The 26,958-nt window shown below is 31.8% G+C and carries 24 protein-coding genes and 2 pseudogenes; 20 read left to right on the forward strand and 6 right to left on the reverse strand.

Going from position 1 to position 26,958, the window contains the following annotated elements; all coding sequences use genetic code 11:
- Window positions 1–99: 99 nt before the first annotated feature.
- From cidR to KA873_RS13545, 12 genes and pseudogenes are all read left to right on the forward strand, one after another.
- Window positions 100–975, forward strand: a complete 876-nt coding sequence (gene cidR / locus KA873_RS01685; protein ID WP_107383993.1) for a cidABC operon transcriptional activator CidR — start codon at window positions 100–102, stop codon at window positions 973–975.
- A gap of 418 nt (window positions 976–1,393) precedes the next feature.
- Complete coding sequence (locus tag KA873_RS01690; RefSeq protein WP_019470016.1) at window positions 1,394–1,780, forward strand: CidA/LrgA family protein; 387 nt, start codon at window positions 1,394–1,396, stop codon at window positions 1,778–1,780.
- Window positions 1,781–2,467, forward strand: coding sequence for an LrgB family protein (locus KA873_RS01695; RefSeq protein ID WP_107383994.1), 687 nt, complete (start codon window positions 1,781–1,783; stop codon window positions 2,465–2,467).
- A gap of 77 nt (window positions 2,468–2,544) precedes the next feature.
- On the forward strand, window positions 2,545–4,287 hold the full coding sequence (locus KA873_RS01700) for a pyruvate oxidase (RefSeq protein ID WP_107383995.1): 1,743 nt from the start codon (window positions 2,545–2,547) through the stop codon (window positions 4,285–4,287).
- 603 nt (window positions 4,288–4,890) lie between these two features.
- Entirely contained in the window at window positions 4,891–6,285 is a 1,395-nt protein-coding gene (locus KA873_RS01705) for a YfcC family protein (RefSeq protein ID WP_210140148.1), read from the forward strand.
- Between the two features lie 184 nt (window positions 6,286–6,469).
- A complete protein-coding gene (locus KA873_RS01710) occupies window positions 6,470–7,033 on the forward strand; it encodes a GNAT family N-acetyltransferase (protein ID WP_107383997.1) in 564 nt (187 codons plus the stop codon).
- Window positions 7,034–7,181: 148 nt separating this feature from the next.
- The gene (locus tag KA873_RS01715; RefSeq protein ID WP_107385991.1) at window positions 7,182–7,697 is read left to right on the forward strand and encodes a VOC family protein; all 516 of its coding nucleotides are present in this window, start codon (window positions 7,182–7,184) and stop codon (window positions 7,695–7,697) included.
- 28 nt (window positions 7,698–7,725) lie between these two features.
- On the forward strand, window positions 7,726–8,709 hold the full coding sequence (locus KA873_RS01720; protein WP_107383999.1) for a D-cysteine desulfhydrase family protein: 984 nt from the start codon (window positions 7,726–7,728) through the stop codon (window positions 8,707–8,709).
- Window positions 8,710–8,826: 117 nt separating this feature from the next.
- Entirely contained in the window at window positions 8,827–9,156 is a 330-nt protein-coding gene (locus KA873_RS01725) for a thioredoxin family protein (RefSeq protein ID WP_107384000.1), read from the forward strand.
- 218 nt (window positions 9,157–9,374) lie between these two features.
- Window positions 9,375–9,896, forward strand: coding sequence for a GNAT family N-acetyltransferase (locus KA873_RS01730; protein WP_107384001.1), 522 nt, complete (start codon window positions 9,375–9,377; stop codon window positions 9,894–9,896).
- A gap of 324 nt (window positions 9,897–10,220) precedes the next feature.
- Complete coding sequence (locus KA873_RS01735; RefSeq protein ID WP_107505102.1) at window positions 10,221–11,189, forward strand: alpha/beta hydrolase fold domain-containing protein; 969 nt, start codon at window positions 10,221–10,223, stop codon at window positions 11,187–11,189.
- A 228-nt stretch (window positions 11,190–11,417) separates the two neighbouring features.
- Window positions 11,418–11,647, forward strand: a pseudogene (locus KA873_RS13545) (hypothetical protein); the annotation flags it as partial.
- Here KA873_RS13545 and KA873_RS01740 read toward each other — a convergent pair.
- A complete protein-coding gene (locus tag KA873_RS01740) occupies window positions 11,633–12,796 on the reverse strand; it encodes an ArgE/DapE family deacylase (RefSeq protein ID WP_107385993.1) in 1,164 nt (387 codons plus the stop codon). The pseudogene KA873_RS13545 and the gene KA873_RS01740 overlap by 15 nt on opposite strands.
- A 144-nt stretch (window positions 12,797–12,940) precedes the next feature.
- Window positions 12,941–13,264: a hypothetical protein gene (locus tag KA873_RS01745; RefSeq protein ID WP_107505183.1), complete on the reverse strand. Its 324-nt coding sequence runs from the start codon at window positions 13,262–13,264 to the stop codon at window positions 12,941–12,943.
- A 428-nt stretch (window positions 13,265–13,692) separates the two neighbouring features.
- Between KA873_RS01745 and pgsB the strand changes: the two genes are divergently transcribed.
- The 5 genes from pgsB to KA873_RS01770 are packed head-to-tail and all read left to right on the forward strand — an operon-like array spanning window position 13,693 to window position 18,132.
- Window positions 13,693–14,850: a poly-gamma-glutamate synthase PgsB gene (pgsB, locus tag KA873_RS01750; protein WP_019470028.1), complete on the forward strand. Its 1,158-nt coding sequence runs from the start codon at window positions 13,693–13,695 to the stop codon at window positions 14,848–14,850.
- A gap of 1 nt (window position 14,851) precedes the next feature.
- A complete protein-coding gene (pgsC, locus tag KA873_RS01755; RefSeq protein WP_046206761.1) occupies window positions 14,852–15,304 on the forward strand; it encodes a poly-gamma-glutamate biosynthesis protein PgsC in 453 nt (150 codons plus the stop codon).
- Between the two features lie 14 nt (window positions 15,305–15,318).
- The gene (locus KA873_RS01760; RefSeq protein WP_107384006.1) at window positions 15,319–16,389 is read left to right on the forward strand and encodes a CapA family protein; all 1,071 of its coding nucleotides are present in this window, start codon (window positions 15,319–15,321) and stop codon (window positions 16,387–16,389) included.
- Window positions 16,379–16,537, forward strand: coding sequence for a hypothetical protein (locus KA873_RS01765; RefSeq protein ID WP_182467335.1), 159 nt, complete (start codon window positions 16,379–16,381; stop codon window positions 16,535–16,537). Before KA873_RS01760 ends, KA873_RS01765 begins: the two co-directional genes overlap by 11 nt.
- A gap of 2 nt (window positions 16,538–16,539) precedes the next feature.
- Complete coding sequence (locus KA873_RS01770) at window positions 16,540–18,132, forward strand: gamma-glutamyltransferase (RefSeq protein ID WP_107384007.1); 1,593 nt, start codon at window positions 16,540–16,542, stop codon at window positions 18,130–18,132.
- 84 nt (window positions 18,133–18,216) lie between these two features.
- Here the strand turns inward: KA873_RS01770 and KA873_RS01775 are convergent, their stop codons facing one another.
- Both KA873_RS01775 and KA873_RS01780 read right to left on the reverse strand, forming a co-directional pair.
- Entirely contained in the window at window positions 18,217–19,305 is a 1,089-nt protein-coding gene (locus KA873_RS01775) for a YkvI family membrane protein (RefSeq protein WP_107384008.1), read from the reverse strand.
- 17 nt (window positions 19,306–19,322) lie between these two features.
- Window positions 19,323–20,660 (reverse strand): aspartate aminotransferase family protein, encoded by a 1,338-nt coding sequence (locus tag KA873_RS01780; RefSeq protein ID WP_107505186.1) that lies wholly within the window; start codon window positions 20,658–20,660, stop codon window positions 19,323–19,325.
- 550 nt (window positions 20,661–21,210) lie between these two features.
- Here KA873_RS01780 and KA873_RS01785 point away from each other — a divergent pair.
- The 3 genes from KA873_RS01785 to KA873_RS01795 are packed head-to-tail and all read left to right on the forward strand — an operon-like array spanning window position 21,211 to window position 23,986.
- Window positions 21,211–21,795 carry an MptD family putative ECF transporter S component gene (locus KA873_RS01785; RefSeq protein WP_107505185.1) on the forward strand — a complete coding sequence of 195 codons (585 nt, stop codon included), beginning with the start codon at window positions 21,211–21,213 and terminating at the stop codon, window positions 21,793–21,795.
- 1 nt (window position 21,796) lies between these two features.
- Entirely contained in the window at window positions 21,797–22,516 is a 720-nt protein-coding gene (locus KA873_RS01790; RefSeq protein ID WP_107384010.1) for an energy-coupling factor transporter transmembrane component T, read from the forward strand.
- Between the two features lie 9 nt (window positions 22,517–22,525).
- The gene (locus KA873_RS01795) at window positions 22,526–23,986 is read left to right on the forward strand and encodes an ABC transporter ATP-binding protein (protein WP_107384011.1); all 1,461 of its coding nucleotides are present in this window, start codon (window positions 22,526–22,528) and stop codon (window positions 23,984–23,986) included.
- Window positions 23,987–24,005: 19 nt separating this feature from the next.
- On the opposite strand, the pseudogene KA873_RS01800 reads toward KA873_RS01795, so the two are convergent.
- A pseudogene (locus tag KA873_RS01800) lies at window positions 24,006–24,405 on the reverse strand (transposase); the annotation flags it as partial.
- 317 nt (window positions 24,406–24,722) lie between these two features.
- Window positions 24,723–26,819 (reverse strand): helix-turn-helix domain-containing protein, encoded by a 2,097-nt coding sequence (locus KA873_RS01805; RefSeq protein WP_107521306.1) that lies wholly within the window; start codon window positions 26,817–26,819, stop codon window positions 24,723–24,725.
- Window positions 26,820–26,958 lie beyond the last annotated feature (139 nt).

Below are 26,958 nucleotides of genomic sequence, written 5' to 3' on the forward strand. Positions count from 1 at the left end.
AATACATTAAATAATGCATAAACTAAAAAGATTGAAAAAATAGTATATAACCGTATACTAGGATATACACATTGAAGTTAAGTATAGAGGAGCACGCATATGGATATTAAACATATGAAGTATTTTGTAGAAGTAGTAAACCAACAAGGTATGACAAATGCATCTAAATCATTGTATATCGCTCAGCCAACGATAAGTAAAGCAATTAAAGACATTGAAAAAGAATTGAATATGCCATTGTTTGATCGAAGCAAACGTCAACTTGTCCTAACGGATGCTGGCTCAGTTTTTTATCATAAAAGTAAAGAAATCTTATCATTATACAAAGATCTGCCTAAAGAAATTAATAGTTTATTAGGTTTAGAAACAGGTCATATTAGCATTGGTTTGTCTGCAGTCATGAATATGAATAAGTTTATTCATATTTTAGGTGAATTCCATCAGCAGTATCCTAATGTAACGTATAACTTAGTGGAAAACGGTGGCAAAATGATTGAACATCAATTAATTAATGATGAAATAGATATAGGAATTACAACATTACCAGTAGACCAATCTATTTTCCATTCCTTGCCATTATATCAAGAAGAGTTGAAATTAGTTTTGAATAAAGAACATCGTCTTGCTCAATATCAACAAGTGAAAATGAGCATGCTAAAAGACGAAGATTTTATACTTTTTAATGAAGATTTTTACTTGAATGATAAGATTATCGAAGCGGCAAAAAATGCAGGTTATATACCTAATACAATATCCAAGATTTCACAATGGAACTTTATTGAAAATCTTTTAAATGCTCATTTAGGTGTAAGTATTTTACCAGAGAATATAGTGGGATTATTAAACAGTGACTTTAAAAATATAACACTTGAGGATCCAGGCATGAGTTGGGAATTAGGTGTGATATGGAAACGAGATAAATATTTAAGTTATGCAACCAGACAATGGATAGATTTTATGAAACAACGTTTATAAAGACGTAGGTTAGTATTCATATTATGTGATAATGAAACAACATTTGAATAAAACGATTGAATCAATTGTGTGTTAATAATAGAAATTTCAACCATAGCGTAGAGTAATTTTAGGTATTGGTGGGAGTAGATTGCGCAATCAAACGGATGTTTTGATTCCAATCCTGTTCCCACTATTTTTAGTTGTAAAAGCTATGCTATGAAATCATTTGAAAAGGACACATAGTAAAATAGTTGATTTGTTTTATTAACTATAGCTAATTGGAATATGTAAAATCGCTTTCATAGAAAAAAGTAATTGGTATTATGAAAAAACAATATTTTTATTATATTTAATGGCGCGTTATACTTAGTCATGTAATCAACAAAGTAGTTAAAAATAGTCAGCAGTTCAAAAGTAATAAAAAGGGTGATGAGTATTGCAGGTAGCGCTAAAGATAATCAAAATTATGTTTCAAGCATTAATTATTATGGGTATTACTTTTATTGGTAATAAAATTCAAATGATTTTTGATATTCCGATTGCAGGTAGTATCGTTGGATTAATATTATTTTTCTTATTACTACAATTTAAAATTATTCCAACAAAATGGGTAGAAGAAGGCTCTAAATTTTTCTTAGCTACCATGGTATTTTTCTTTGTTCCATCTGTCGTAGGTATTATGGATGTCGCTAATATGATCAATTTTAATTTTATTTTATTCTTTATCATGATTGTTCTAGGCACATGTTGTGTTGCTTTAATTTCAGGGTTTATTGCTGAAAAAATGGTTAAAGCTGAACAATACGGGAATGGTCAAGATTAGATGGTACTTCTAAAAGCATTGTTAATGATTCTACTGACAGTTTTTATGTACGTTGGAGCAAAAAAATTACAGTTTCAATACCGGAGCCCATTTTTAAACCCTGCACTTATATCATCAATTGGAATTATCGTTGTATTATTGTTATTTAACTTAGATTATAAACAATATATGGTCGGTGGAAAGTGGATACACCAACTGTTGAATTGTACAGTGGTAACATTAGCGTATCCACTATATCAAAATCGTCATAAAATATTAGCTAATGGTAAAATTATATTTAGTAGTGTGATTACAGCAGTAATTTTGAACTTTGCATTTGTTTATGTCATATTAAAAATGTTTGGTTATTCAAAAGAAGTTATTGTTACGATGTTACCAAGATCAATTACAGCTGCTGTAGGTATTCAAGTATCTCACCAAATGGGTGGTGTGGATGCAATAGCAGTGTTATTTATCGTAGCAACTGGTTTAATCGGGAGCATTTTAGGTGCGTATTTGATTAAATTTGGAAGATTTAAAACTTCTATTGCAAAAGGTTTAACATTTGGTAACGCATCACATGCTTTTGGTACAGCTCAAGCACTTGATATTGATTTAGAAGCAGGTGCGTTTAGTTCAATTGGTATGATTTTGACTGCATTATTAAGTTCAATCGTTCTCCCGATACTCATAATCTTTTTATATTAAGCGTAGTGTTAAAACACAGTATTAACTATTTTAGGGTAAAAATAAATCGTTAAAATTTGGAAGGAGCAATTTTTACAATGGCAAAAATTAAAGCAAATGAAGCATTAGTAAAAGCATTACAAGCATGGGAGATAGACCACTTATATGGTATCCCAGGAGATTCTATAGATGCGGTAGTAGATAGTTTAAGAACTGAAAGAGATAATATTGAATTTGTTCATGTACGTCATGAAGAAGTAGCAAGTTTAGCAGCTGCAAGTCATACAAAATTGACTGGTAAAATTGGAGTTGCATTAAGTATCGGTGGTCCAGGTGTCGTTCACTTACTTAATGGTATGTATGATGCGAAAATGGATAATGTTCCTCAACTTATTTTAGCAGGACAAACAGATAGTACAGCTTTAGGAACAAAAGCATTCCAAGAGACAGATATTAGCAAAATGGTAGACGATGTAGCTGTTTATAACCGTCAAATCTCTGAGAATGATAAAGATATATTCGGTATTGTTAATGAAGCAATCCGTACGGCTTATGAGAAAAAAGGTGTTGCAGTCTTAATTCTGCCAAATAACCTATTGACAAACAAAGTGAAAGATACAACCAATACACCAGTGGACACTGCACCACCAGCACGTGTTGCACCAAAACCACGTAGCATTAAAAAAGCCACTAAGCTTATTAATAAAAGTAAACGTCCGGTTATGATTATCGGTACTGGTGCTAAACATGCTAAAGACGAAGTGCAAGAATTTATTGAAGCGGTTAAAATTCCGTCAATCATTACTTTACCTGCTAAAGGTATCTTAGCAGATGCTCACCCATATAATTTGGGTAACTTAGGTAAAATTGGTACTAAAGTGTCTTATCAAACGATTCAAGACGCTGATTTACTAATAATGGTAGGTACAAACTATCCTTATGTTGACTATTTACCTAAGAAAAATATCAAAGCAATTCAAATCGATACAAATCCAGAAAATATTGGACATCGTTTCGACGTGAATGCAGGTATAATTGGTGATAGTAAATTAGCATTGCAACAATTAACAGATAGTGCCAAACACGTGAAAAATCGTGATTTCTTAAATAAAACATTAGAAAGAAAAGCAACTTGGGATTCTTGGATGGATAAAGATAAAGCAGATGAAAGTTCACCAATCCGTCCAGAACGTCTAATGGATGCAATCAACCAAGTGAGAACAGATGACGCGATTTTCTCAATCGATGTAGGTACATCTACTGTATGGTCAACACGTTATTTAGATCTAACAGTGAATAATAAATTCATCGTTTCTAGTTGGTTAGGTACGATGGGCTGTGCATTACCAGGTGCATTAGCAGCAAAACGTGCTTACCCTAACCGTCAAGTAGTGGGTATAGCAGGCGATGGTGCGTTTGAAATGGTAATGCAAGACTTTGCAACAGCAGTACAATATGATTTACCAATGACTATATTTGTTTTAAATAACCAAGAATTATCATTCATTAAATATGAACAACAAGCTGCTGGTGAATTAGAATATGCAATCAACTTCACTGATATAGACTTAGCACAATTTGCGGAAAGTTGTGGTGGCGTTGGTTATACGCTTAAAGATCCTAATAGAATTGATGAAGTTGTAGAAGAAGCAATGGCTCAAGATAGACCAACAATTGTCAACGTTTATGTTGATCCAAATGCTGCGCCATTACCTGGTAAAATTGTTAAAGACGAAGCAATTAATTACGGTAAATGGGCATACAGATCTATTACTGAAGATAAAAAATTAGATTTAGATGAAATTCCTCCAATGTCAACAGCTGTTAAACGTTTCTTCTAAGTTGATATAAGTAAAAAATTAGAGACTTTAATTTCTCTGACTAAAAATAAATGCCAATTTCTATTGAAATATTATAGAAATTGGCGTTTTCTTTGCTTTGTGAAGTTTTGCATCACGTTCGTCTTGAATCGAAACCTGATAAATTAAAATGATGTCATAGTGTGCTGAAATCTAGAGGAATGATATGAGCGAGAGACTACAGACTCGAATCATATCTCAGGCAAGCATGCACGTTTAAAATCATAATATTTTAAAAGATATAAAATAGCTGCAACATGAAATGATTAGCTTGAATGGATTTAAGTCAAAATATTTTTCATTTGTACTAAATATCTCCCATCGTGATTTTGTAACGTGCTGACGCCTAGGGAAAAGATATGAACGAGAGACTACAGACTCGAATCATATCCCCAGGCAAGCATGCACGTTCAAAATCATAATATTTTATGATTTAGTTAAAGATATTTAAAAATAGATTGAAAATTCAGCATAATATCTATAAAGTGTATTATTATAACAGTAATTTATTAAATTGATTGATCAGGTTATTTTTTAGATTATGATTTTTTTCAATTAAAAACCATTTAATGGGGGATATTTAAAATGTTCAAATCAATTTTTAAAAAGATAACATTTAAAACACCACATACATATGCATTGTTATTATTTATCATTGTTGTGGCAAGTTTACTTACATATTTAATACCAGCTGGGGAATATGCACGTGAAAAAAAAGATGGACAAACATTAGTTATATCTGGTTCATATCAAGAAGTGTCACAACATGGCGTTTCGTTTTTTGATATATTTCGAGCAATTCCAGAAGGATTACAGAGTGGCGCTGAAATTGTATTTTACATTTTCTTAGTGGGTGGCGCATTTGGTATTGTCCATAAAACAGGCGCATTTGAAAATGGTGTGAATAAAGCAATGAACACATTAGGATCTTATAAAGTACTAATGATTCCATTGACTATGACGATATTTTCTATATTAGGTTTTTCAATTGGATTAGCAGAAGAAACGATTATCTTTGTTCCTATTGGAATTATTATAGCGAGAACATTAGGATATGATGCGTTGACTGGAGCAGCAATGGTTATACTTGGAGCAGCAAGTGGCTTTATTGGTGGTATGTTAAACCCATTTACTGTAGGTGTTGCACAATCTGTAGCGGAGTTACCATTATTTTCAGGTTGGGGGTTGCGTTCGATTATTTATATCTTTATCTTGTTGGTAGCTATTACAACAGTGATGATATATGCACGTAAAGTGAAACAAGATATGTCGAAAAGTATTGTATACGAACTGGAAAAAGTTGAAGGACAATCTACGGAAGCGATGGATACGCCACGTTTTACGAAGCGACAGAAAGTTGGTTTACTACTCATTGTTGCAGCGATCGTATTAAATGTGTTTGGTATTTTTAATTATGGTTGGTCCTTTAACGAGATGAGTGCTAACTTCTTATTGGCAGGTTTACTTGCAGGTGTCATAGGAGGATTGGGCGTCAACGGTACATTTGAAGCCATGATAGAAGGTATGAAAGATATTTTGTTTGGCGCAATGATTGTTGGCTTTGCTAAAGGTATCATTGTCATTTTAGAAAATGGCCAAGTAATAGATACCATCGTACATGGTATGACAACCTTGCTTACAGATGTACCTTCCTCGGCAGTTATCATCGCGATGTTTATCTTACAATTCTTTTTGAATTTCTTTATACCATCAGGTTCTGGACAAGCATTAACTACTATGCCATTAATGGTACCAATCTCTGACTTATTACATATCAATAGACAAATTACTGTACTTGCGTTTCAATATGGAGATTCAATCAGTAATGTCTTATTTCCAACTTCTGCAATTTTAATGGGTGCTTTAGCTGTTGGAAAGATATCTTATACTCAGTGGCTTAAATTTGCTTGGAAATTAATTTTAGTATGGGTAATCATATGTTGTATTGGTATGTCTATTGCCTTAATAATAGGTTATTAAGTAATAATTTGCTAAGTCATTTAGCTAACTTGAACTTCATGTTATTAGGAGTAGTCTCAGATATTAAAGTATTAATTAGATATCTGAGGCACTCCTATTTTTTATGTCTAATCATTAAAATGTTGAAATATTCAGAAATTACAAATAAGATATGATATAAGACATAATTAAAGAAGGTGAGACAATGCAATATAGACCGTTTATAGAAATACTGCCGAACGTTTCATTAAGACCACCAGATCTTAAAATGGCTGAATCATTATTTGAAACCATTCAAGAAAATTTTACGCATTTATCACGATTTTTAGATTTCATTACTGAAGATCTCACTGTAGATGCGGAAAAATCATATTTAAAAATGATGATACAACATCAAGCTGAAAGTAAAGGTCAATTATTTCTAATCTATTATGAAGATGAATTGATTGGCACAATAGATTTACATAAAATCGATTTAAAAAATAAAAAAGCAGAAATAGGTTATTGGATGGCGAAAGGATATACAGGTAAGCGAATTGCGACGGAAAGTGTTGTGTTTATATGTCATTATGCATTTGAAATTTTAGAATTGAATAAACTCACAATTATTGCAGACGTAAGAAATATTGCTAGTAATAAAGTTGCTAAAAATGCAGGTTTTCATTTTGTCGCAACTGATATTCAGGACATGTATGATGGTGAAAATTATCAAGATATGAATCGATATATTTTATTGAAAAATCATTTTGACTTGGCTGAAAGTCATTAAATGCTAGATTGATTGCCTGTATAGCACATGCTTAACAGTATCCGGTGTGTCCAAGTCACAAGCAATTGTTAGTAAACTTATTGTATTGACTGATATTAGCTATGATATGAAACAGACGAAAAGGATATATAAGGAGGATTACGACTTGATGGCTAGAGGTATTAATCATATTGGTTTAACTGTACCTGATATTGAAATAGCAACGGCTTTCTTTAAGGAGGCTTTAGATGGTCGTATTGCTTATGATAGCCAAACTAAAATGGATGAACCTAGAGGTGGCCAATTTGTTGAACATGTATTGGGACTGGAGAATGGTGCTGAAATTGTTAAAAAGAGAATGATGGTGTTCAATGATGGCCCTAATATAGAGATGTTTGAATTTGTATATGCAAATCAAAAAAGCGCAGTAAATTTACAAGACATAGGTTATACACATATTTCATTTTACGTGGACGACTTTGAAGCATCGCTTAATAAAATCAAACAAGCTGGGGGAGAACCTATCTCTGAACCTCACAGTAATACAAAATATGAAGATACAGCTGGTAATCGTACGGTATATGTTAAAACTCCATGGGGAAGTTTAATTGAGTTGCAAACGATACCAAATGGTTATTATTATCCTAGAGATAGCGAGGCAAGTGTATTTATTCCGGACGTGTAAGAAATATTGACGCAGGAGGTTAAAAATAATGTTAAATAGAAAGTTAGATGTCGCCAACTTACCCACGCCTATTCATAAGTTAGAACACTTAAGTAAACGTTTAGGCAAAGAAATTTATATTAAAAGAGATGATTATACTGGTACTGAAATATCAGGGAATAAAGTAAGAAAGTTAGAGTATACGATACAATATATAATTGATCATGGCTATGATACGATTATTACAACAGGTGCAATCACATCTAATCATGCCAGAGCAACAGCAGCACTATGCGCAAAATATCAAATTGAATGTCATCTCGTGTTAGAAGGTACAATGAAATCTTTTGAAGGTAATTTATTCTTAGATGCTATGCTTGGTGCACATGTACATGTGATTGACGACGATCAGTCTCGAGAAATAGCGATGGCACAATTGAGTCATACACTAGAAAGTAAAAACAAAACACCTTTTATGATACCAACTGGCGCATCAGATTGGATAGGTACGCATGGTTATATCAATGCTTTTGAAGAGGTTATAGAACAAGAGGCTGAATTAGGTTGTCATTTTGACTCTATTAATGTAGCTGTAGGCTCAGGTGGCACATATGCAGGTTTATGGTTTGGTAAACACAGTCACAACCTACCGACAAAGATAATTGGTTATGCAGTCAATGAAAGTGCAGCAGCCTTTAAAAATAAAGTGCAAACAATCATTAATCATTTAGATGAAAACATAGATACATTCGATACAATTACCATTAATGATAGTTATATTGGATTAGGTTATGCACAAGCAACAGATGAAGAATTAGCATTTTATATTGATATTGCACAACAAGAAGGTATTGTTTTAGATCCAACCTACACAGGAAAAGCTTTTAGAGGTATGGTTAAAGAAATTCAAGAAGGAAAATATGATGATCAACAAACAATTTTGTTTATTCATACAGGTGGACTACAAGGTTATACAGAGGAAACTAGAACACGTATTCAACGATTACTGCCAAATTTCAATAATGATTTGTAAATATATTTAGATATGATGATTACGTACACATTTTGTAGTCAAAAGCATATAAATTGCGAAGTATACTATATATGGTGCATAATATTAAACACTTTATAATTAAGGAGGGTGTTCTATATGACTCAAACATTAAGTTCCATGGATGAATATCATTCATTTATTAACAAACATCCGCTCGTAGTCATTCATGTAATGAGAGATAATTGCAGTGTTTGTCATGCGGTATTGCCGCAAATTGAGGACATGTTGCGTGAATTCCCAGACATACCATTAGGTGTGGTTAATCAAAGTAATGTAGAAGAAATAGCTGGTGAATTATCTATCTTTACAGTACCGGTTGATTTGATCTTTCTCAACGGTAAAGAAATGCATCGTCAAGGTAGATTTATTGATATGCAACAAATAGAACACCAATTATCCATAATGTATGAAAGTTTAAAATCATAAATGAATATGAAATAGTTGTGCATTATAAGTAATTAGACATCCTGTTGTTAGTTTATTAACATAAAAGTAATACTAATAATAGGATGTTTCAATTTAAAAACCTTATAATTAAAAGTAAATTGTCTAAAATAAAAATGAGGTAAATTAAATCACAAGTATCATATATAATAAAAATAATGTATGATAAGATTAATCTATTGAATTGAGGAGGAGTATTTATGCGCATAGAAAGAATATGTCCGAATGAAGCTGAAGCGCTGTATACTTGCATGAAAAAGATTGATCAAGAGACACAATACATGCTCTATTTACCTGATGAAAGAAGTTTTAATAAAGATAGACTTGTTGATGATATTAAACACAATTTCTATATTGGTGTTAAAACTGATGAAAATGACATTCTAGGATATTTATCTGTACATATTAGTAGATTAGCGAAAATTAAGCATATCGGTTATATTGTGACCGGTGTGATAAATGAAAAACACCATCAAGGGTTAGCAACAAAGATGTTTCAAGAAACAATAAAATGGGCTGAGCGTAAAGGGTTAAGAAGACTAGAATTAACTGTCATTACAACTAATACTCCGGCAGTTAAATTTTATGAGAAATTAGGATTCAAAATTGAAGGTATCAAACATGAATCTATTTATATGGACCATCATTTTTATGATGAATTATATATGTCAATGATGATAAATCAATCATTTTCAATAGATTCAGCTATACTCGAGAGCTAACTTAATACAAATTAACATTACATCATTTCGTAATGAAATGTACAATACATATTAATAAAATGAGTTAACGATAATTCAACTTCGCTCTAGTTTTGGAGAATTGTATCCAAAAGGCGTTTTATAGCATTTTCTTAAAAGGATTATTTGCTATATTTTGATGTGTGAAGCGCACTAGTCACACAACATATTTGAGCATGGTAGGCTTGTGTGAGGTGTTAATGTTTAAGTGTTTATTAAACTTATGGATGGAGCACAATATATAGTTTAGTTTATTGTTGATACTAACCAAGTCACGAAGTAATTGTTCATTGGAGGTAATATGAAATGCTAAAAAGAATATTAACCATTGCAAGTGTTAGTGTGATAGCTTCATATTTATACGCCAAGCTTTTAGAAAAACGTAGTTATAAAAGCTTTTTGTATGAAATAATGATTAGAGCAACAAAGATGAAACAACCATTTGAAAAGAAAGCAAACGCACAAAAAGCGCTTGAATTTGTTAAAGAACAAACACAAGGCGAGTACGAAGGTACGAATTATAACTTTGACAATGCTGTTTACACTAAAAAAATTCACAATGTAACCAATTATATTGTGAATGATAAAGAAGATCGTCAACAAAAAGTAGTGATATACATTCACGGTGGAGCGTGGTTCCAAGATCCACTGCCATATCATTTTGAATATATAGATATGTTGGCAACAGCCTTTGATGCAAAAGTAATAATGCCAATATATCCTAAAATTCCACATGCAACATATAAGGAAACTTTTGAATTACTAGAAGAGATTTATAGACGTGAATTAGAACAAAAGGTGAGTTCAGAGCGTGTTGTTATCATGGGCGATTCGGCTGGAGGCCAAATTACATTATCTTTTGCACAGTATTTAAAAACAGTGAATATGTCACAGCCAAGTGATATTGTGATGATTTCACCAGTACTGGACGGTACATTTAGTCATCCTGAAGTTTACAATTATGAAAAAATTGATCCCATGTTAGGTGTTGAGGGCAGTAAATATTTAATTAGTCTATGGGCTGGTGAACTGTCATTAACGGATTGGAGAGTTTCGCCAATTTACGGATCATTCAATGGATTAGGAAAAATAACCATTTCAATTGGTACAAAAGAAACGCTTTATCCTGACGCGGTTAAATTATCGCAAGTGTTAAATGCTCAAGGTATTCATCATAACTTTATCCCAGGATACCAGCTATTTCATATTCATCCTATCTTCCCAATTCCTGAAAGAGCACAATTTATCAATAAGTTGAAAAAAATTATAGACTGATATAATCATGTTTTAACGCGATAGAGAGTCTGGAACATAAATTTCAGAAAAATAGCACTCAGATGATTTAATTCAATTCATCTGAGTGCTTCTTTTTTATGCAATATTTCGTATTGTTGGCTCGCTTTCTTTGGGGACAGTTTCAGACTGTCTTGTTCCCTCAAGAGTCTCCCCAAAATACGTCACATTATTGAACACGAAAAATGTAGTATAGGTTAGGAAAACAAACGCGTCAAAAGCGAACTTGGCGTTGTATTAATGGCACTTGATATAAGAAAGTAGTAGATCAACGAGCTAACTATAATCAAAATAATAATGAAAAAGACAATTTCTATATTATTTCAATAGAAATTGTCTTTTTTCACTTGTCCAAGAACTTTATGTCCCATGCTCATTTGATTTTATACTATTTTATCAAAATGGTATTTATAATCGATTTACAATCATACTTCGTTTGAATTATTTAAGTAAGTAGAGAAGAAATCTGTAAATAAATCAACAAATGTCAGATATATATCTTTTTCCACGTGTTCATCTACTTGGTGTGCTTGGCTTACAGCCCCAGGGCCATACATGATAAATGAAAAGTTTTCATCTTTGTCTACTAGTAAATCAGACGCGTCGGTAACACCAGGTGAAGCTTCAGTTGGTAATGTAGTATTTAAATATTTTTCTCCCATTTCAACAGCAAGTTCAGCTAATTGGTTTTGTCCTGTAGTATAAACAGGTGGTCTAGACATGTATGTGTCAATATCGATATCCGTTTGTTCAGTTTCGACTTGTTTTAAGATTTCGTTGAAATATGAGATGAACTGTTCGTTATCATGCTCAGGAATCGTACGAATATTAAATTCAGACTCAGCATGTTCAGGAATGGAATTCACCTGATTACCACCGTTGAAAATTGTGGCATTCATAATTGCATTGCCTAATAAATCATTACTTTTAGTGAATTTTTCAAAGCCTTCATCAGCTTTATAAACAAATTTTACTAATGGTGAAATTGCATTGAAACCAAGTTGAGGCATAGAACTGTGTGAAGCCTTGCCACGAGAAGTGACGCGAATATCCATTGATCCTTTATGTGCATAAATAATTCGATCTTGAGAAGGTTCAGCAATCACTAGTGCATCAACATCATTCATATATCCTTTATCTTGAAAAGCTTTTGCGCCTTCACCTACAATTTCTTCACCAGCAGTTGCTAGTAAACGAATTTTTCCGTGTTGTAATAAGTTTTGATCATGAATATCTATCATACTGATTACTAATGCTGCTAAACCTGATTTCATATCAGCTGAGCCACGTCCGTAAAGTTTACCATCAACTTCAGTAAGTTTGAATGGATCATATGTCCATTTACTTTCATCGCCCGCAGAGACAACATCCATATGACCGGAGATACCTAATACTGGACCATCTTTACCGATTTCAGCAACTAAATTTGCGCGACTGTCGTTAATTTTAATGATGTCGGATTTTATGTCATGTTCTGCTAATAACTTTTGCAGATATTCACAAACTTCGATTTCATTGTCATTAACTGATTTAATGCTAATCAAGTCTTCTAATATTTGAATTTTTTCTTGATCAGTAAATTTACTCATAATAAAAACCTCATTTCAGATATAATAAGAAAACTAATATCTTTATTATATCTGAAAATTCAGACGCTTTGAAATTATACCCCTTTGTAAAAAATACATAATAACTAGATTTTGAACAAATTGTCAAAAATAGGTGACAAAAAATTAAACATGGTTTTTAGATGCGTCATTATCTAAAGACCATGTTTTTATAGTGTTATATTGATTGATTGTTGGTTGAGCCATGTGTTTAGATTGCAAATGTTTAGGGGTAGAGCGGTTTTCTTGTGTAGATGGTTCAGAAGGTTTTGAAGTATTGTTGGTCTCATCTACATTTTCAATATGTCTTGTATTATCTGTATCAAGTACTGCACCACGCATATCATTACCTTGGAAGCTACCTACTAAAATCATGATTAAATAACCACAAGTTATGAGTGCAACAATAATGAGATAAAGTGAAACAGTTAGCTTTACAGGTTTGCTCATGTCCATCCTCCTAAAGTATCTTTAATTCCTTTCACCCTTAAGATAACATTCGAATTTTAATAATGTGTAAATTTCAAGTAAATATTATATTTCATATTTTCGGCCTTTATTATTAATTGATGAAAAAATTTTTATAATATTTTTTACTTAAATTTTTTTATTGAAGAAAAAGGATTAACGTTGATATGAAAGTATTTCATTTAACCTTTAATATAATTTTACATTGAATGTAAATGTGTATTTACATTCAATTAACAGTTAATTTATAGACTTTATATAAAATCAACAACTACGTGGTAGCATGTCAGTATTGAAAGGTATAAAGATTTGTTTATACACAAAGGCCATTTTTTGTGCTAGATATTTTCACTAGATTAATGATCTTTGCACGCAATTAATAAATACGCAGATGAAAAGAGGGACAGAGTTTGCTACTAATCATAATTTGTATAGGCGTAATTCTATGGCTAGGAATTGTCGAAAAACGAAGACATTCTGACAGATTAGAAAAGATTCCTATACGTATTAATATAAATGGTATTAGAGGTAAATCAACGATTACACGCTTGATTTACAGTATTTTGCGGGAAGATAAATACCGCGTGATTGGTAAAACAACTGGTACAGATGCACGCATGATGTATTGGTTTACACCAAGAGAATATCCTGTATATAGAAAACCTCAAGGTGCAAATATAGGTGAACAACGTGATATCGTCAGAAAAGTTGTGAAGCAAAGAGCTAATGCATTAGTTAATGAGTGTATGGCAGTTAATCCAGACTATCAAATTACATTCCAAAAAGATTTAGTGAAAGCGAATATTGGCGTCATTGTTAATGTAATGGAAGATCATATGGATGTGTTAGGGCCAACGTTAGATGAGGTTGCTCAAGCATTTACAGCAACTATTCCATACAAAGGTCATCTCGTCGTAATGAAAGATGATTATACTAAATTTTTTGCTAAAGTAGCTAAACGGCGTAAAACAAAATTAATTGTTGTTGATAAGGAAGAAGTACCAGAATCATATTTACGAGAATTTGGATATATTGTCTTTCCGGATAATGTAGCAATTGCAATGGGTGTAGCTGAAGCATTAGGCATCGACAGAGATACTGCCTTAAGGGGCATGTTAAATGCACCACCTGATGTAGGTGCTGTAGAAGTTAAATACTTTAATGCAAATAATACAACTAATGTGTATGTGAATGCTTTTGCAGCAAATGAGCCACAGTCTACTAAAGCCATTTTAAATAAAGTAGAGTCATATAATTACCCATATCAAAGAATCGTGATTATCTTAAATTGTCGTTCAGACAGGGTAGATAGAACTCGACAATTTGCAGAGAATTTCATAAAAGATGTACCGTTCGATACATTAATTTGTACCGGAAAAAGTACTCAAATGGTTACGGAAGTAATGAGAGAATTACCTGATAAAAAATATTTGAATTTTGAAGGTAAAAATATAAATGAAGTTGAACGTGCGCTTTATGCAGAATCACACAATGCTTTGATTTTCTGTGTTGGTAATATTCATGGACCAGGAAAAGAAATCGCACAATATATAGAAGGGATACATTAATATGATAGGTTCAGAGTTATATTTTTCATTATTCGTGGGGATTGTTTTAAGCCTCATTTTTGCCGAGAAATTCGGTATTAGTCCTGCTGGATTAGTTGTACCAGGATATCTAGCTCTCATATTTGATCAACCAATCATGCTACTATCTGTACTAATCATTAGTTGCATTACATATTTTATTGTGAACCATGGTATTAGTCGCTTTGTCATTCTCTACGGGCGTAGGAAATTTGCTGCAATGATATTAACTGGAATGGTATTAAAATTTATATTTGACTTAATTTACCCCTTAACCCCGTTTGAGATGGTAGAAATGTCCGGTATTGGTGTCGTAATACCAGGTATCATTGCAAATACTATACAAAAACAAGGTGTTGTAATTACTTTATCTACATGTATGTTACTAACATGTATTACATACATTGTTTTATTCTTTTATAGCTTTATTAATTAGTAAGGAGCAGATATATGAAGCAATCTAAACGATTCTCTATCGATGAGCGTGTTTTGAAATGGACAAAACGCCATAAAAGAAGGAATTCCATATATACCGGCTTGATATTAATTATAGCGTTGATTTTGTTAGTATTTGTGTTGAAGCATCAGGATTTTGAGCCTGTTAAAGCTATGAATAAAGGAAAAGATGAAATTAAACTAACATATCTAGGTAATGTGGAATTAAATAGTCATACGAGAAAAAACAATATTAATGATACCTTTAGCGCCGTTGAAGACATGTTAAAAAACAGTGATTATTCAACAGCAAGTTTGAAACTAACCAAATTTTCAGATGATAGAAAAACAAATATTACTAAAAATTTAGAAAATGTAATGTTTTTAAAAGGTTTAAATATTAAAAGTTTAAATATCATAAATCAAGTCACTGATAATATTACAGCAAGAGATTTTAGTAGAGCTGTTGAAGCACAAAATGGTTATAATTTTTTAACTGGTAATGGTTCTAATCCTATTAACAGTAAAACAGTACAACAAACGGTGAAAGGTAAGAAAGTAGCAAACGTTTCCTTTACAGACGTTGAGTCTGATTACACAGATCCATTGAAAAATACTACGTCCATCAGCTTGGAACCCAATATCTATGTTCCATTAATAAAAAAATTGAAAGAAAAAAATGATTATGTAGTAGTTAATGTGGACTGGGGGATAACTGATGAAAGGTCAGTAACAACAAGACAAAAAAAATATGCACACTCTTTAGTAGATGCGGGTGCTGATGTCATCGTCGGACATAATACAGTTGTTCAGGAAATTGAAAATTATAAAGACGCTAGCATTTTTTATAGTTTAGGTAATGTCACCTCAGAAGGTTTCTTATCAAAGAATAAACAAGGCTTAGCTGTCCAACAAAATTGGAATGGTAAAAATTCTAGGTTTATGATCACCCCAATAAAAACAGTGGGTGGTAAATTGACTAAATCTACACCCAACAAAATTGAAGAAACTAAATTATTAAACAACATAAAAGGTGACAACATTAATCTTAAAAAAGAGAATGGAGGTTATATTTATGAACATTAAAGACCATTGGGTAAGTATTACAATCATTGCAGTTGTATTGATAATATTCTTACTAATTGTATTCGCTAGAGCGAATGAAGGTTTAGACCATTATGAACAAAATGAACTTAAATCTTCACACCATCAATATTTGTCTAAAGGAGCTTAGCTATGAGTATTTACAATAAAAAAACGCTCATCGTAATATTACTCCTTACTATTATCATATCCTTCACATTTTATATGATTACGAAAAAGGATAATTATAATAAAGATGATTTATATGAGAATAAAATTGCAGATCATCAACAAGACATATCGGATAAAAATTACGGTGTAGCTTCCAATAATCCGATTGCTACACGTGTTGGAGAGAAAATTTTGCAAGATGGCGGTAATGCAGTTGATGCTTCAATCGGTGTCTCATATGCGCTTGCTGTCACTGAACCACACTCATCAGGTCTAGGTGGTGGAGGTGCAATGCTGGCTTACGATGGTCAAGAAAATGTTGCGCCGAAACAATGGCAATATAAAGATATTTCTTCCTTTAATTACAAACAAAAAGATAAAATCGGTGTGCCAGGTTTCGTTCGAGGTCTTGAAGATGCACATAAAGAAGCGGGGAAAATGGATAGAAAGAAAATCATGAACTATGTTATTCCTTTAGCTGAAGAAGGTTTTGAAGTTGATTCAGAACTAGAAAGAAGTTTGAAACTATATGGTTCGGACGTAGATAGAGATTCACCTTTCTTTGAAGGAGAGCAAACAAAAAGAGAAGGTGATGTCATTAAACAACCAGCTTTAGCTAAAACATTGAAAGGTATTAGAGACAATGGTCCTAATTATTTCTATGATAAAGTTGGTAAAAGTGTCACTAAGCAAACGGATGACAAACTAACAGAAAAAGATTTTCAAAGTTATAAAACGGAGAAAAAAGAGCCAGTGAGTACAGATTACTTAAATAATAAAGTTTATGCGGCTTCAAATCCTTTAGGAGGATCATTGATGCTTCAAGGTTTAGAAATTGACGAAGCTACAAATAATCAAGCAGCTCAAGGTAATCGTCTAGATTATATTACTGGTATATTAAAATCTAGAGATTTAATGTATCGAAATAGGGATATTGTAAATGGACAAGATGAAGATTATGATGAATATCTTTCACAAGATTACTTGTTAGGTAGATTAAATGAAATTAATTTTGAAAGTAATTTTAATACCAATAACATCGATAATACAAGTACAACACACTTTGTAGTAGTTGATAAAAATGGACAATTGACAAGTACAACGAATACATTAGCAAGCTTCTTTGGTTCAGGAAAGTATATGAAAGAAGGGTTCTATATGAATAATTCATTGAGCAACTTCTCTTCTAATCCATCTAGTCCAAATTATGGTGCGAAACACAAGCAACCACGTTCATTTACTTCACCGAGCATCGTAGTTGGTCCTGATTATTATATGGGTATAGGAACGCCAGGTGGTAACAAAATTCCGACTACATTAAATGAGGTGATTATTGATTACTTGCGTAACGATGGTACGCTACAAGAATCTATCAATAAACCGCGTTTTTATAACGATGGAGGCAAAATCTTTTATGAAAATGCTACTGACCAGCAAGATATAGACATTTTCAAAAGTTTAGGTTTTGAAATTGAAGAAAAACGTAATGATCCTAACTTTGGAAGTGTACAAGCTGCGCTTTATAATAAAAATGATAAAACAGTAGAAATCGGTCATGATGTGGGCAATAGATAGTCTGTTTTCAATAAACTCAATAAAAAAGTCCAAGGCATAAATTAATGTCTTGGACTTTTTTTATTGAATTTTAACGGCTGTCATTTATGTACTACGTTTATTGACGAAATTATTATATAACGTACGCACAAAAATGATAACTACAACAATTGCTCCTATATAACCTACAAATGGATATATAATGGATACTAATTCTCCAAAAGGTAATGTACCACAAATTATAAAAATAATACCTAACACAACTGTTACAGGAACGCTAAGTTTTGATGGGAAAATCTTCATAAATTCATTTTTAACTAACCAATACATTGGTGCAGTTGTAGAATAAATCCCTAATAAAATACATACTGAAAATATAAATGCTATAAACGGCGCAATCGTATTACCTAAATAAAGTACAGGAACCTCTAATTCAAATACATGATCAGAATGCACTAATAGCGCAATAATCATTACAATTACTGTTAACATCAACACAGAGCCTCCAACAATTCCAGTAATACCAGCTTCTTTTCTACTATTTGATTGTTGACCAAGTTGTGAAAAGAAGATACTGCCTGCTAAGATGTTGTAACAGAAAAATAATCCGCCAGATTGCCACCAATGTGTTGTTGGTTGTAAATTTTTAGCGCTTTCTGGTAAATAGAGCATATTAGATAAACTACCGATATTTGAGAAGAAAACAATTAAGCAAATACCAATTGTTAAGATGACAATAATCGGTCCAACGGTACCAATAATATCGACTAACTTTTGCAATCCTAAAATAACTGTAATCATTGCGACAATGCCCATACCTAGTACACCGACTAGATTTGGGAGATGGAATTGTTCTGCTACTACAGCTCCTGTACCAGCAATCATGATGACAACAATGCTAAAAATAAAAATAATTGTAAAATATTCAATCAGCGTACCCAAGATGTTGCCGCAATAATACTTAAATATTCTGCCTGGCTGTTTTAATTGAAGATCAAATCCCTTCATCATTAAGGTAGAGCCAAGTAGACAGAATAATAATGCGCTAACTAAAGCTCCGAATATACCATATATGCCAAAGGATGCAAAAAATTGCATAACTTCTTGTCCAGTTGCAAAACCAGAACCTATGAGATAAGCGATGTAAGCACCGCTAAGTTTTATAACATTTGTGAGTTTTATTTGTTGTTGCATCATTGATCCCTCCAATTTTACCAACCTTGACCAGCAATGTCGTAATTGTCTAATTTTCCAGATGCTAAATCTTCAATCGCAGATTCTAAGACATTTAATGCTGTATCAAGTTGGTTATACGTTATGACTAACGGAGGTTGGAAACGGAGTACGTTTCCAGCTACTGCAATAATAACAACACCATTATCAAAACAGCGATTGCAAATTTTTAATGCGGCTTCCGCATCACGTGTCTTATTTTCTTTATCAGAAACGATATCTATCCCGATAGATAACCCTTTACCTCTAACATCTCCAACAGCATCAAATCGTTCGATCCATGAATCCATACGGTTACGTACATACTCACCTTTATCTGTACTCGCTTGAAGTAAATTTTCATCCTCTATCATACCAATTGTAGCTAATGCCGCTTCACAGCTTACTGGATTAGCGCCAGTTGTAAATAAATGTGCTGGTGCTTCTAATGTATCCATTATTTCAGCACGACCTACAATTGCAGACATAGGCAGACCGCCTGCTAACGATTTTCCAAATGTAATCAAATCTGGTTCAATATGATAATGTGAAACTGAACTCCATTCACCAGTACGACCAAGTCCTTGTTGGATATCATCCACTGCTAATAATATGCCGTGAGCTTTACATAAATCTTGTAAAGCTTTAAAGTAACCATCGACTGGTTCCAATAATCCACCATCACCTTGTATCGTTTCAATCACGATACAAGCTACTTCATCAGCAGGTACATATTTTTCAAACATTTCTTTAAGTGGCGCAAGATATTCATCGACAGTGTTAGCGTTTGGACTACCAAACATACCTCTGTATCTATCAGGGAATGGAATATGATATAATCCTGGTAACATTGGGCCATACTTTTTTCTCATGTTTAAACTTATGGCAGACATCGATAATGACCCATATGTAGAACCGTGATAAGCATTAACGAAACTGATGATATAAGGTCTTCCTGTATACGCTCTTGCAAGTTTAACGATGCCGTCGTTTGCATCTGAACCAGAAAGTCCGAAAAGTACACGTTTTTCATAATCCCCTGGTGCAATTTCACAGAGTTTCTTAGCAAGTTTAACTAAAGGTTCATGATACATATAAGCAGGCGTATAGTGTATGAATTTATCTACTTGTGATTTAATAGCATCTGACACTGGTTGAGGTGCATGTCCTACATTTTGTGAACTAGCACTCGCAAGTAAATCGATATATGTATTGCCATCCATATCAACGAGTGTTGCGCCATAGCCATGAGAAATAGCTAATGGATAGTATTTTATTCTTCCCGGTTTCGCAAAATACTTACTATCTTCATTGATTAATTGTGCAGCTCTCTCCATTTTCTCCATAATTTTCAATCCTCCCATGTATTACTTAATATAAGTCTGTTTAATAGTTATACAAATTAAATACACACCTTTTACTTCATATCCCGTTGTTTAAAGAGAAAGGTGTTATTAAATATTTTTCGTTTACTTCAATAATTTTTAAAAATGAAATGAAGTAGTGATACGTATGAATATACTAAGAAAATTCGGAATTGTAAATATATTCTGAAAATTTAAAGTTGAATAACACTTAAAAAGTGTAATATGACACATATAATCTTGAGGAATGGCTTGTATGATGACAAAATGTATTATCTTTGCTTTTAGAAATGACGTATTGATTTTTGTGAAAAATAAGAATAAATGAATATCTAAATGTGAAATGGAAAGTTAGTTTTTGAGAAGTTTTTCGTTTATAATATAAATAATAGGAGCTATGCAATACGATGTAATTGATAATTATTTTCAATTATAGTATCTTGAGTCTACAATGATGTTATAGCTTAGTTATGTCTACTTGTAATATTAATATTTATCGTTATGTGTAAAGAGGGAGTTTTAGATGAATAATAGTAAGATAGAAGTTAAAGATTTAATAAATATAGGACTCTTTACGGCAATATATTTTATTTTTATAGCACCTCCTGGCATTTTAGGTATTATACCTATATTCATGTTATTGCTTCCTGCAATGGTTGGTTTAGTAGGTGGCATACCTATTATATTACTAATATCAAAAGTTCAAAAATTTGGTGCATTGACGATATGCGGTACGATTGTAAGTCTTATTTTAGCTATAATGGGGCATCCATGGATTGCGTTGATATTTAGTATACCTGTTATATTAATTGCAGATGGCTTAATGGCCATGAAACACTATAAAAGCTGGAAATACAATTGTTTAGGGTATATTCTCTTTTCCTTTTGGCCTATTGGTACATTTATACCATTTTACTTTATGAGAAATTCATATTTATCTTTTATTCAAGACAAATACGGTATTGAATATCAGAATACTGTCGCCACTTTATTTTCTGTTGAAATGATACCAGTTATTATTATTACTACAATAATTGGTGCATGGATTGGCGTTTATATAGCAAAATTAATTTTAAAAAAACATTTCAAACGTACAGGTATGATTTAAAATGTATAGTCAAACTATCCCACAGACCTATTTATTAAATTTAGACCCAAGAATTAAAATTGCGTTAATCTTGATGATATCACTAGTTGCATTAACAGGTGGCGTTACAGGTGTTGAAGTGTATTTAAGAGCAATAATAATACTTGTTCCAGCATTACTATTATTATGTATTAAGAAATATACAATAGGGTTATTCATTTTGATTTTAACTGTGATAGCGTGGTATGGAGAAGCATTTGTAACGATTGGTGGTAACCAAGTTGCCACATTATTGATTTTTGTACCTTCGGGCATCATAACACGCTTTTTACCTTCACTTGCAATGGGCTATTATATTTTTAAAACTACACAAATTGAAGTGTTAATAACAGGATTAGAACGGATGAAATTATCAAGAAAAATCACGATCCCGATTGCCGTTATGTTTAGGTTTTTGCCAACAATTAGAGAAGAGTCGGCTGCTATAAAGGATGCTATGAAAATGAGAGGTATATCTTTGAAAATCGCCTTTATACATCCAATACAATATGTTGAATATCGTGTTGTCCCATTACTAAACAGTGTTGTGAAAATTGGTAACGAATTAACAATTGCTTCAATTACACGCGGTTTGAATTTAACGCATAGACGTACATCAATTATTTCCCTTAAAATTCGTTGGTTAGATTGGTTGTTATTAATATTATTACTGTTACTTTGTATCATTTATTATGTAATGTGAGGGTAGAATATGATTCAATTAAAAGATGTGTCTTTTAAATACGAAGAAAGCAAAAGCAAGATATTAAATAATATTAACCTTACTATTGAAGATGGTGAGGTTATTTGTTTAACTGGGACTTCAGGCTGTGGAAAAACTACCTTAACGAGGTTGCTTAATGGTATTATTCCTAACTTTTATAAGGGAGACATAGACGGCCAAATTTTAATAAATCATAAAGATGCACAACAGCAAGATGTTTATGAGTTAACACAACAAAGTGGCTCTGTTTTCCAAAACCCAAGGTCACAATTTTTTTGTTTGAATACGACAAGTGAACTTGCATTTGAACTTGAGAATTATGGTATATCACCCAGTCAGATTATGACACGAATCAAAGAAGCTGCTGAACAATTTAATTTTAAACACCTTTTAGATAGGGACATATTTAATTTGTCAGGTGGCGAAAAACAAATGCTGGCTTGTAGTGCTATTCAAGTATATGGTCATGAATTGATTATTTTAGACGAACCTTCGTCAAATTTAGATTTTAATACCATTTTTAAAATACAACAAATGATCAAAATTTGGAAAAATGAAGGTAAAACAATTATCATTGCCGAACACCGTTTACATTATTTAACTGAAGTAGCAGATCGCTTTATTATAATGAAAGATGGGAAAATAAGTGAAATTTATGAAAACGAACAATTTAATGCTTTATCAAATAAACAATTAGCAACTCTAGGATTAAGAAACATTCATTTAGAACAATTGAATGTAAAAGCTAAACGTAATAATAAATTGGGATACTTAAATTTGCAAAATTATTATTTTAAATATAAAAGAAGACAGAAATTAGCTTTAAATATAGATGATGTCAATATTAGTAAGGGCAAAGTGACAGCGATTATTGGTCATAATGGCTCAGGTAAATCAACATTTGCACGTTGTTTAACAGGTGTCGAGAAAAAATTTAAAGGCTTTATTGATACTGGAGAAAAGAGGATAAAGACACAACAAAGCCTAGTAGATACTTATTTGGTATTTCAAGATGTTAATAATCAATTGTTTGCTGAAAGTGTGGAAGAAGAACTGAGGTTGAGTAATCCAACTTTAGATGATGAGACAATAAAGCGATGTTTGCAAAACTACAATATATCTGAACATTTTGATAGACATCCTTTATCGCTATCTGGAGGAGAGAAGCAGCGTTTAGCTATTGCTAGCGCAGTAGAAACGAAACGAGATATTCTGATTTTTGATGAGCCTTCTAGCGGTCTAGATGGTCATCATATGCGTGAAATGAGTACAATCATTAATAAATTAGCAAATGAAGGGCATACTGTGTTAGTTATAACTCATGATTATGAAATGTTACTTTCATGTGCAGATGAAGTGCTTCATTTGGAAAAAGGTAAAGTTAAAAAACAATATGAGATTAACGAAGATACTGTTGGATATTTGCAATCATTTTTTAATATCGTTTAAAAAATAAAAGATTTAAATATTATAAATGAGTAAACGAGTTCGGGATATAAATGTATCTGACTAAACAGAAAACGATAATTTCTATTGAAATATGTAGAAATTTGTCGTTTTCTTTATTTTCCTTAAATTTAATGCCATTAGGACAAATCCTAATTCTCTTTTGCCTTTCTCTATCCCTCGAACTGGCATTCGAGTGAAACCCAAAATAGCCTTCATGAATCCAAAAACTGGTTCTACATCAATTTTTCTTTGACTGTAGATTTTTTTTAGTCTCTGGTTCTGAAAGCTGTTGATTAATTTGAGATTTAAAATATTCCCAATTAAAATGCTTCATTATCTTCTTATTCGTTTTTGAATTATTTTTTCATACATAAATTTTTAAGTGGACATTTTAAACAATCATCACATTCGTATAATTTGAGTCATGTTATAATCTTTATACATAAGGCACCTCGTTAATTTGGTTTAGTAGTGTTTATTAAATTATACGAAAGGGCCTTATTTTTTGAATAAAAATGCAAATTGTACTGATTTTGTAACGTGCTGACGCCCGGGGGAATAGTATGAGTGAGAGACTACAGGCTCGAGCCATACCCCAGGCAAGCATGCACGGTCAAAATCGGAAGATTTTAAATATAAAGAGGACAAATCCATTGTTAAGGATTTGCCCACTTATTTTGAGAATGGGGATTTATGTCACAGTCTCTTTTACTTTGCTTTCGAATCATTTTGTTCATCAAGAGTGAATCGGAAACATGATATATTTTATTTCTGATTCTGAAACTTTAATCGTCAATAAATTATGATAACTATGCATCGTTAACTTAGAAAGAGGAATATTTGCATTGTTGATTTGTTCGAGAATTTTGGAATCAATATAACTTAAGTCGAGATTATTTGGGATTAACTGTGATATGAGACCGTGATTTTCATTAAGTACTCGAGTGTAAACTGGAAAATCGGTGATGTAATTATGAACGATATTTGCAACCAGGTCAGATTTTTGTGTTGAATAATTTAAAGTATTAAATAATAGTATGTGAAAGTGGTGCTTAGATTTTCCAATTAAACCGTAAGGCAATTTAGCGATATGCAAATTAAAAAAAGGTTTTAATAAACTGAAAACGTGAACAATTGGCATCGTACTACAATTATGGTTAACCAACATAAATTGGTCATCATCTTCAGAAAAATATGGAAATGCAAAGCCACCAATTAATGTTTGGAATTCAGTTAATAAATGCATAAGTAAAATATGTGGTGATACGGACATTGCTTTATAGTAATGTTTTAAATTAGAGTGCGTGACATTATTAAAAATTATCTTTTTAGCAATAGATGGATGTAATTGGTTTAAAAATAGCATGATGAGCTGACGGGTATCAAAAGTATTATCAGAGTTGAACCAATTTTTTGATAGTATGCTTTTTAGTAAGTAGCAATCAGTATCAATAAAATAATAATCTGCATTCAATGTACCAATATTTTTTTGGAACCTTGCAAAATTCCCACTATTTTCTAAGATGTGTCTAACATTTACCGCACATTTCAAAGTGGGAAATTGTTGTTTAAAGTTTTCAATTAATCTTTGATCATTTTTAAACGTTTTATGATTTGTCTCAACAAGCAAACTAACATTTGAAATATTATCATTAAGTAGTGTTAATAAATTTAATATTTTGATGATTTGATAATCAATTGTTTGCGAAAAAGGCGGGTTGTCAACTTTTAAAGTTATTTCAAAACCTTTGATAAGCAATTGCTTGATCGCTTCAAAGACGTTGTGATAATCTAATTTGTTTAAATCATCGAAATTAGTGTGAAGTAAAATTAAATTTGGCTTTGAAATTAGCGATAGTATTTTAATTGAAAAATTTGATCGATTAAATGAAATTAACTTATGTAAATCTTCAAATGTGATAAAAGTACGTGTCACATTAAATTTGTGAGTATATTTCAGTTTATCCAAAACGATTTGATTAGACGAAATATGTTGATTATGAGGAAAGTTATACATTTTGTTGATAATCTTAGTTAAGTTAGATGTGCTTAAAGAAACTTGGTACGGTGAATTCAAATCATTTTTCCTGAATTGATGAATATAGTATTTGGGTGGCATTTTTACATAAAATTTGAAGTTTTTAGAATATGTACTAACGTTAGTGTAACTATATTTTAATGCGACATCGTAAATACTTTGTTCCTTTTCTAATAAATCAAATAGGGATAATGCAATTTTAAGAGAACTTGTATATTGTTTGAAATTCATATTTAATATTTTGGAAAATAAAATAGATATATACGATTGTGATATATAAAAAGCTTTAGACACTTGCTTTGTAGTTAAGGGTTCATTGATATGTTTATGTATGTATTGAGTCAGACGTTGAACTAAAGGATGCTTGGTATACAAAGTTGGTAGATATTGATCATCTAAATGGACTTTTGCTTCTTTAAGTAAAAATTCAATAATATTTGATATATAAAGATGCATGTATTTTCGATTTTGAATGTGATTATGTAATTTTTGCAAAATTAAGTTACGAAATTGCTCTATATATTTAACTTGTTTGATATCAAAAAAGGCGTTAACGATGGATTTATCCTTTTCTATAAATAAAGGGAGTGGTATTTTAAGTTCTATTAGATTTTCAATATCAATATATTGATATAAATCTGCATTATTAATTATACAAGCATGGTCAATGGTTATCATCGATCCATTTAAATTTATTTTACACGACTTATTTATAGGAATTAAGATAATGATTTCATTTATGCATCTCGCTAATTCAGTCATATAATGATTTTTTATTGATAGAGAACTTATCACAAAGATCACCTTTACTTTATTATGTGACACTCACAATTAAATTATTAACGTTATTGTACAACTGACGCATACAAAATAGTTAGGTTACAAATAAAGTTTATTAAAATGATAGTAAGAATTAATAATTCGTATTTTGAAT

It is taken from the genome of Staphylococcus sp. GDY8P45P (assembly GCF_017892745.1).
In the GTDB taxonomy this organism is placed as follows: Bacteria; Bacillota; Bacilli; order Staphylococcales; family Staphylococcaceae; genus Staphylococcus; species Staphylococcus cohnii.

What these genes read in the sequence shown, in the direction of transcription:
- KA873_RS01715 (WP_107385991.1), top strand. Translation starts at nt 7,182, where the DNA reads ATGGCTAGAGGTATTAATCATATTGGTTTAACTGTACCTGATATTGAA.
- KA873_RS01785 (WP_107505185.1), top strand. Translation starts at nt 21,211, where the DNA reads ATGAATAATAGTAAGATAGAAGTTAAAGATTTAATAAATATAGGACTC.
- KA873_RS01790 (WP_107384010.1), top strand. Translation starts at nt 21,797, where the DNA reads ATGTATAGTCAAACTATCCCACAGACCTATTTATTAAATTTAGACCCA.
- cidR (WP_107383993.1), top strand. Translation starts at nt 100, where the DNA reads ATGGATATTAAACATATGAAGTATTTTGTAGAAGTAGTAAACCAACAA.
- KA873_RS01710 (WP_107383997.1), top strand. Translation starts at nt 6,470, where the DNA reads ATGCAATATAGACCGTTTATAGAAATACTGCCGAACGTTTCATTAAGA.
- KA873_RS01725 (WP_107384000.1), top strand. Translation starts at nt 8,827, where the DNA reads ATGACTCAAACATTAAGTTCCATGGATGAATATCATTCATTTATTAAC.
- KA873_RS01720 (WP_107383999.1), top strand. Translation starts at nt 7,726, where the DNA reads ATGTTAAATAGAAAGTTAGATGTCGCCAACTTACCCACGCCTATTCAT.
- KA873_RS01730 (WP_107384001.1), top strand. Translation starts at nt 9,375, where the DNA reads ATGCGCATAGAAAGAATATGTCCGAATGAAGCTGAAGCGCTGTATACT.
- KA873_RS01795 (WP_107384011.1), top strand. Translation starts at nt 22,526, where the DNA reads ATGATTCAATTAAAAGATGTGTCTTTTAAATACGAAGAAAGCAAAAGC.
- KA873_RS01705 (WP_210140148.1), top strand. Translation starts at nt 4,891, where the DNA reads ATGTTCAAATCAATTTTTAAAAAGATAACATTTAAAACACCACATACA.
- KA873_RS01770 (WP_107384007.1), top strand. Translation starts at nt 16,540, where the DNA reads ATGAGTATTTACAATAAAAAAACGCTCATCGTAATATTACTCCTTACT.
- KA873_RS01695 (WP_107383994.1), top strand. Translation starts at nt 1,781, where the DNA reads ATGGTACTTCTAAAAGCATTGTTAATGATTCTACTGACAGTTTTTATG.
- KA873_RS01740 (WP_107385993.1), bottom strand. Translation starts at nt 12,796, where the DNA reads ATGAGTAAATTTACTGATCAAGAAAAAATTCAAATATTAGAAGACTTG.
- KA873_RS01735 (WP_107505102.1), top strand. Translation starts at nt 10,221, where the DNA reads ATGCTAAAAAGAATATTAACCATTGCAAGTGTTAGTGTGATAGCTTCA.
- KA873_RS01700 (WP_107383995.1), top strand. Translation starts at nt 2,545, where the DNA reads ATGGCAAAAATTAAAGCAAATGAAGCATTAGTAAAAGCATTACAAGCA.
- KA873_RS01780 (WP_107505186.1), bottom strand. Translation starts at nt 20,660, where the DNA reads ATGGAGAGAGCTGCACAATTAATCAATGAAGATAGTAAGTATTTTGCG.
- pgsC (WP_046206761.1), top strand. Translation starts at nt 14,852, where the DNA reads ATGATAGGTTCAGAGTTATATTTTTCATTATTCGTGGGGATTGTTTTA.
- KA873_RS01745 (WP_107505183.1), bottom strand. Translation starts at nt 13,264, where the DNA reads ATGAGCAAACCTGTAAAGCTAACTGTTTCACTTTATCTCATTATTGTT.
- KA873_RS01760 (WP_107384006.1), top strand. Translation starts at nt 15,319, where the DNA reads ATGAAGCAATCTAAACGATTCTCTATCGATGAGCGTGTTTTGAAATGG.
- KA873_RS01765 (WP_182467335.1), top strand. Translation starts at nt 16,379, where the DNA reads ATGAACATTAAAGACCATTGGGTAAGTATTACAATCATTGCAGTTGTA.
- KA873_RS01775 (WP_107384008.1), bottom strand. Translation starts at nt 19,305, where the DNA reads ATGCAACAACAAATAAAACTCACAAATGTTATAAAACTTAGCGGTGCT.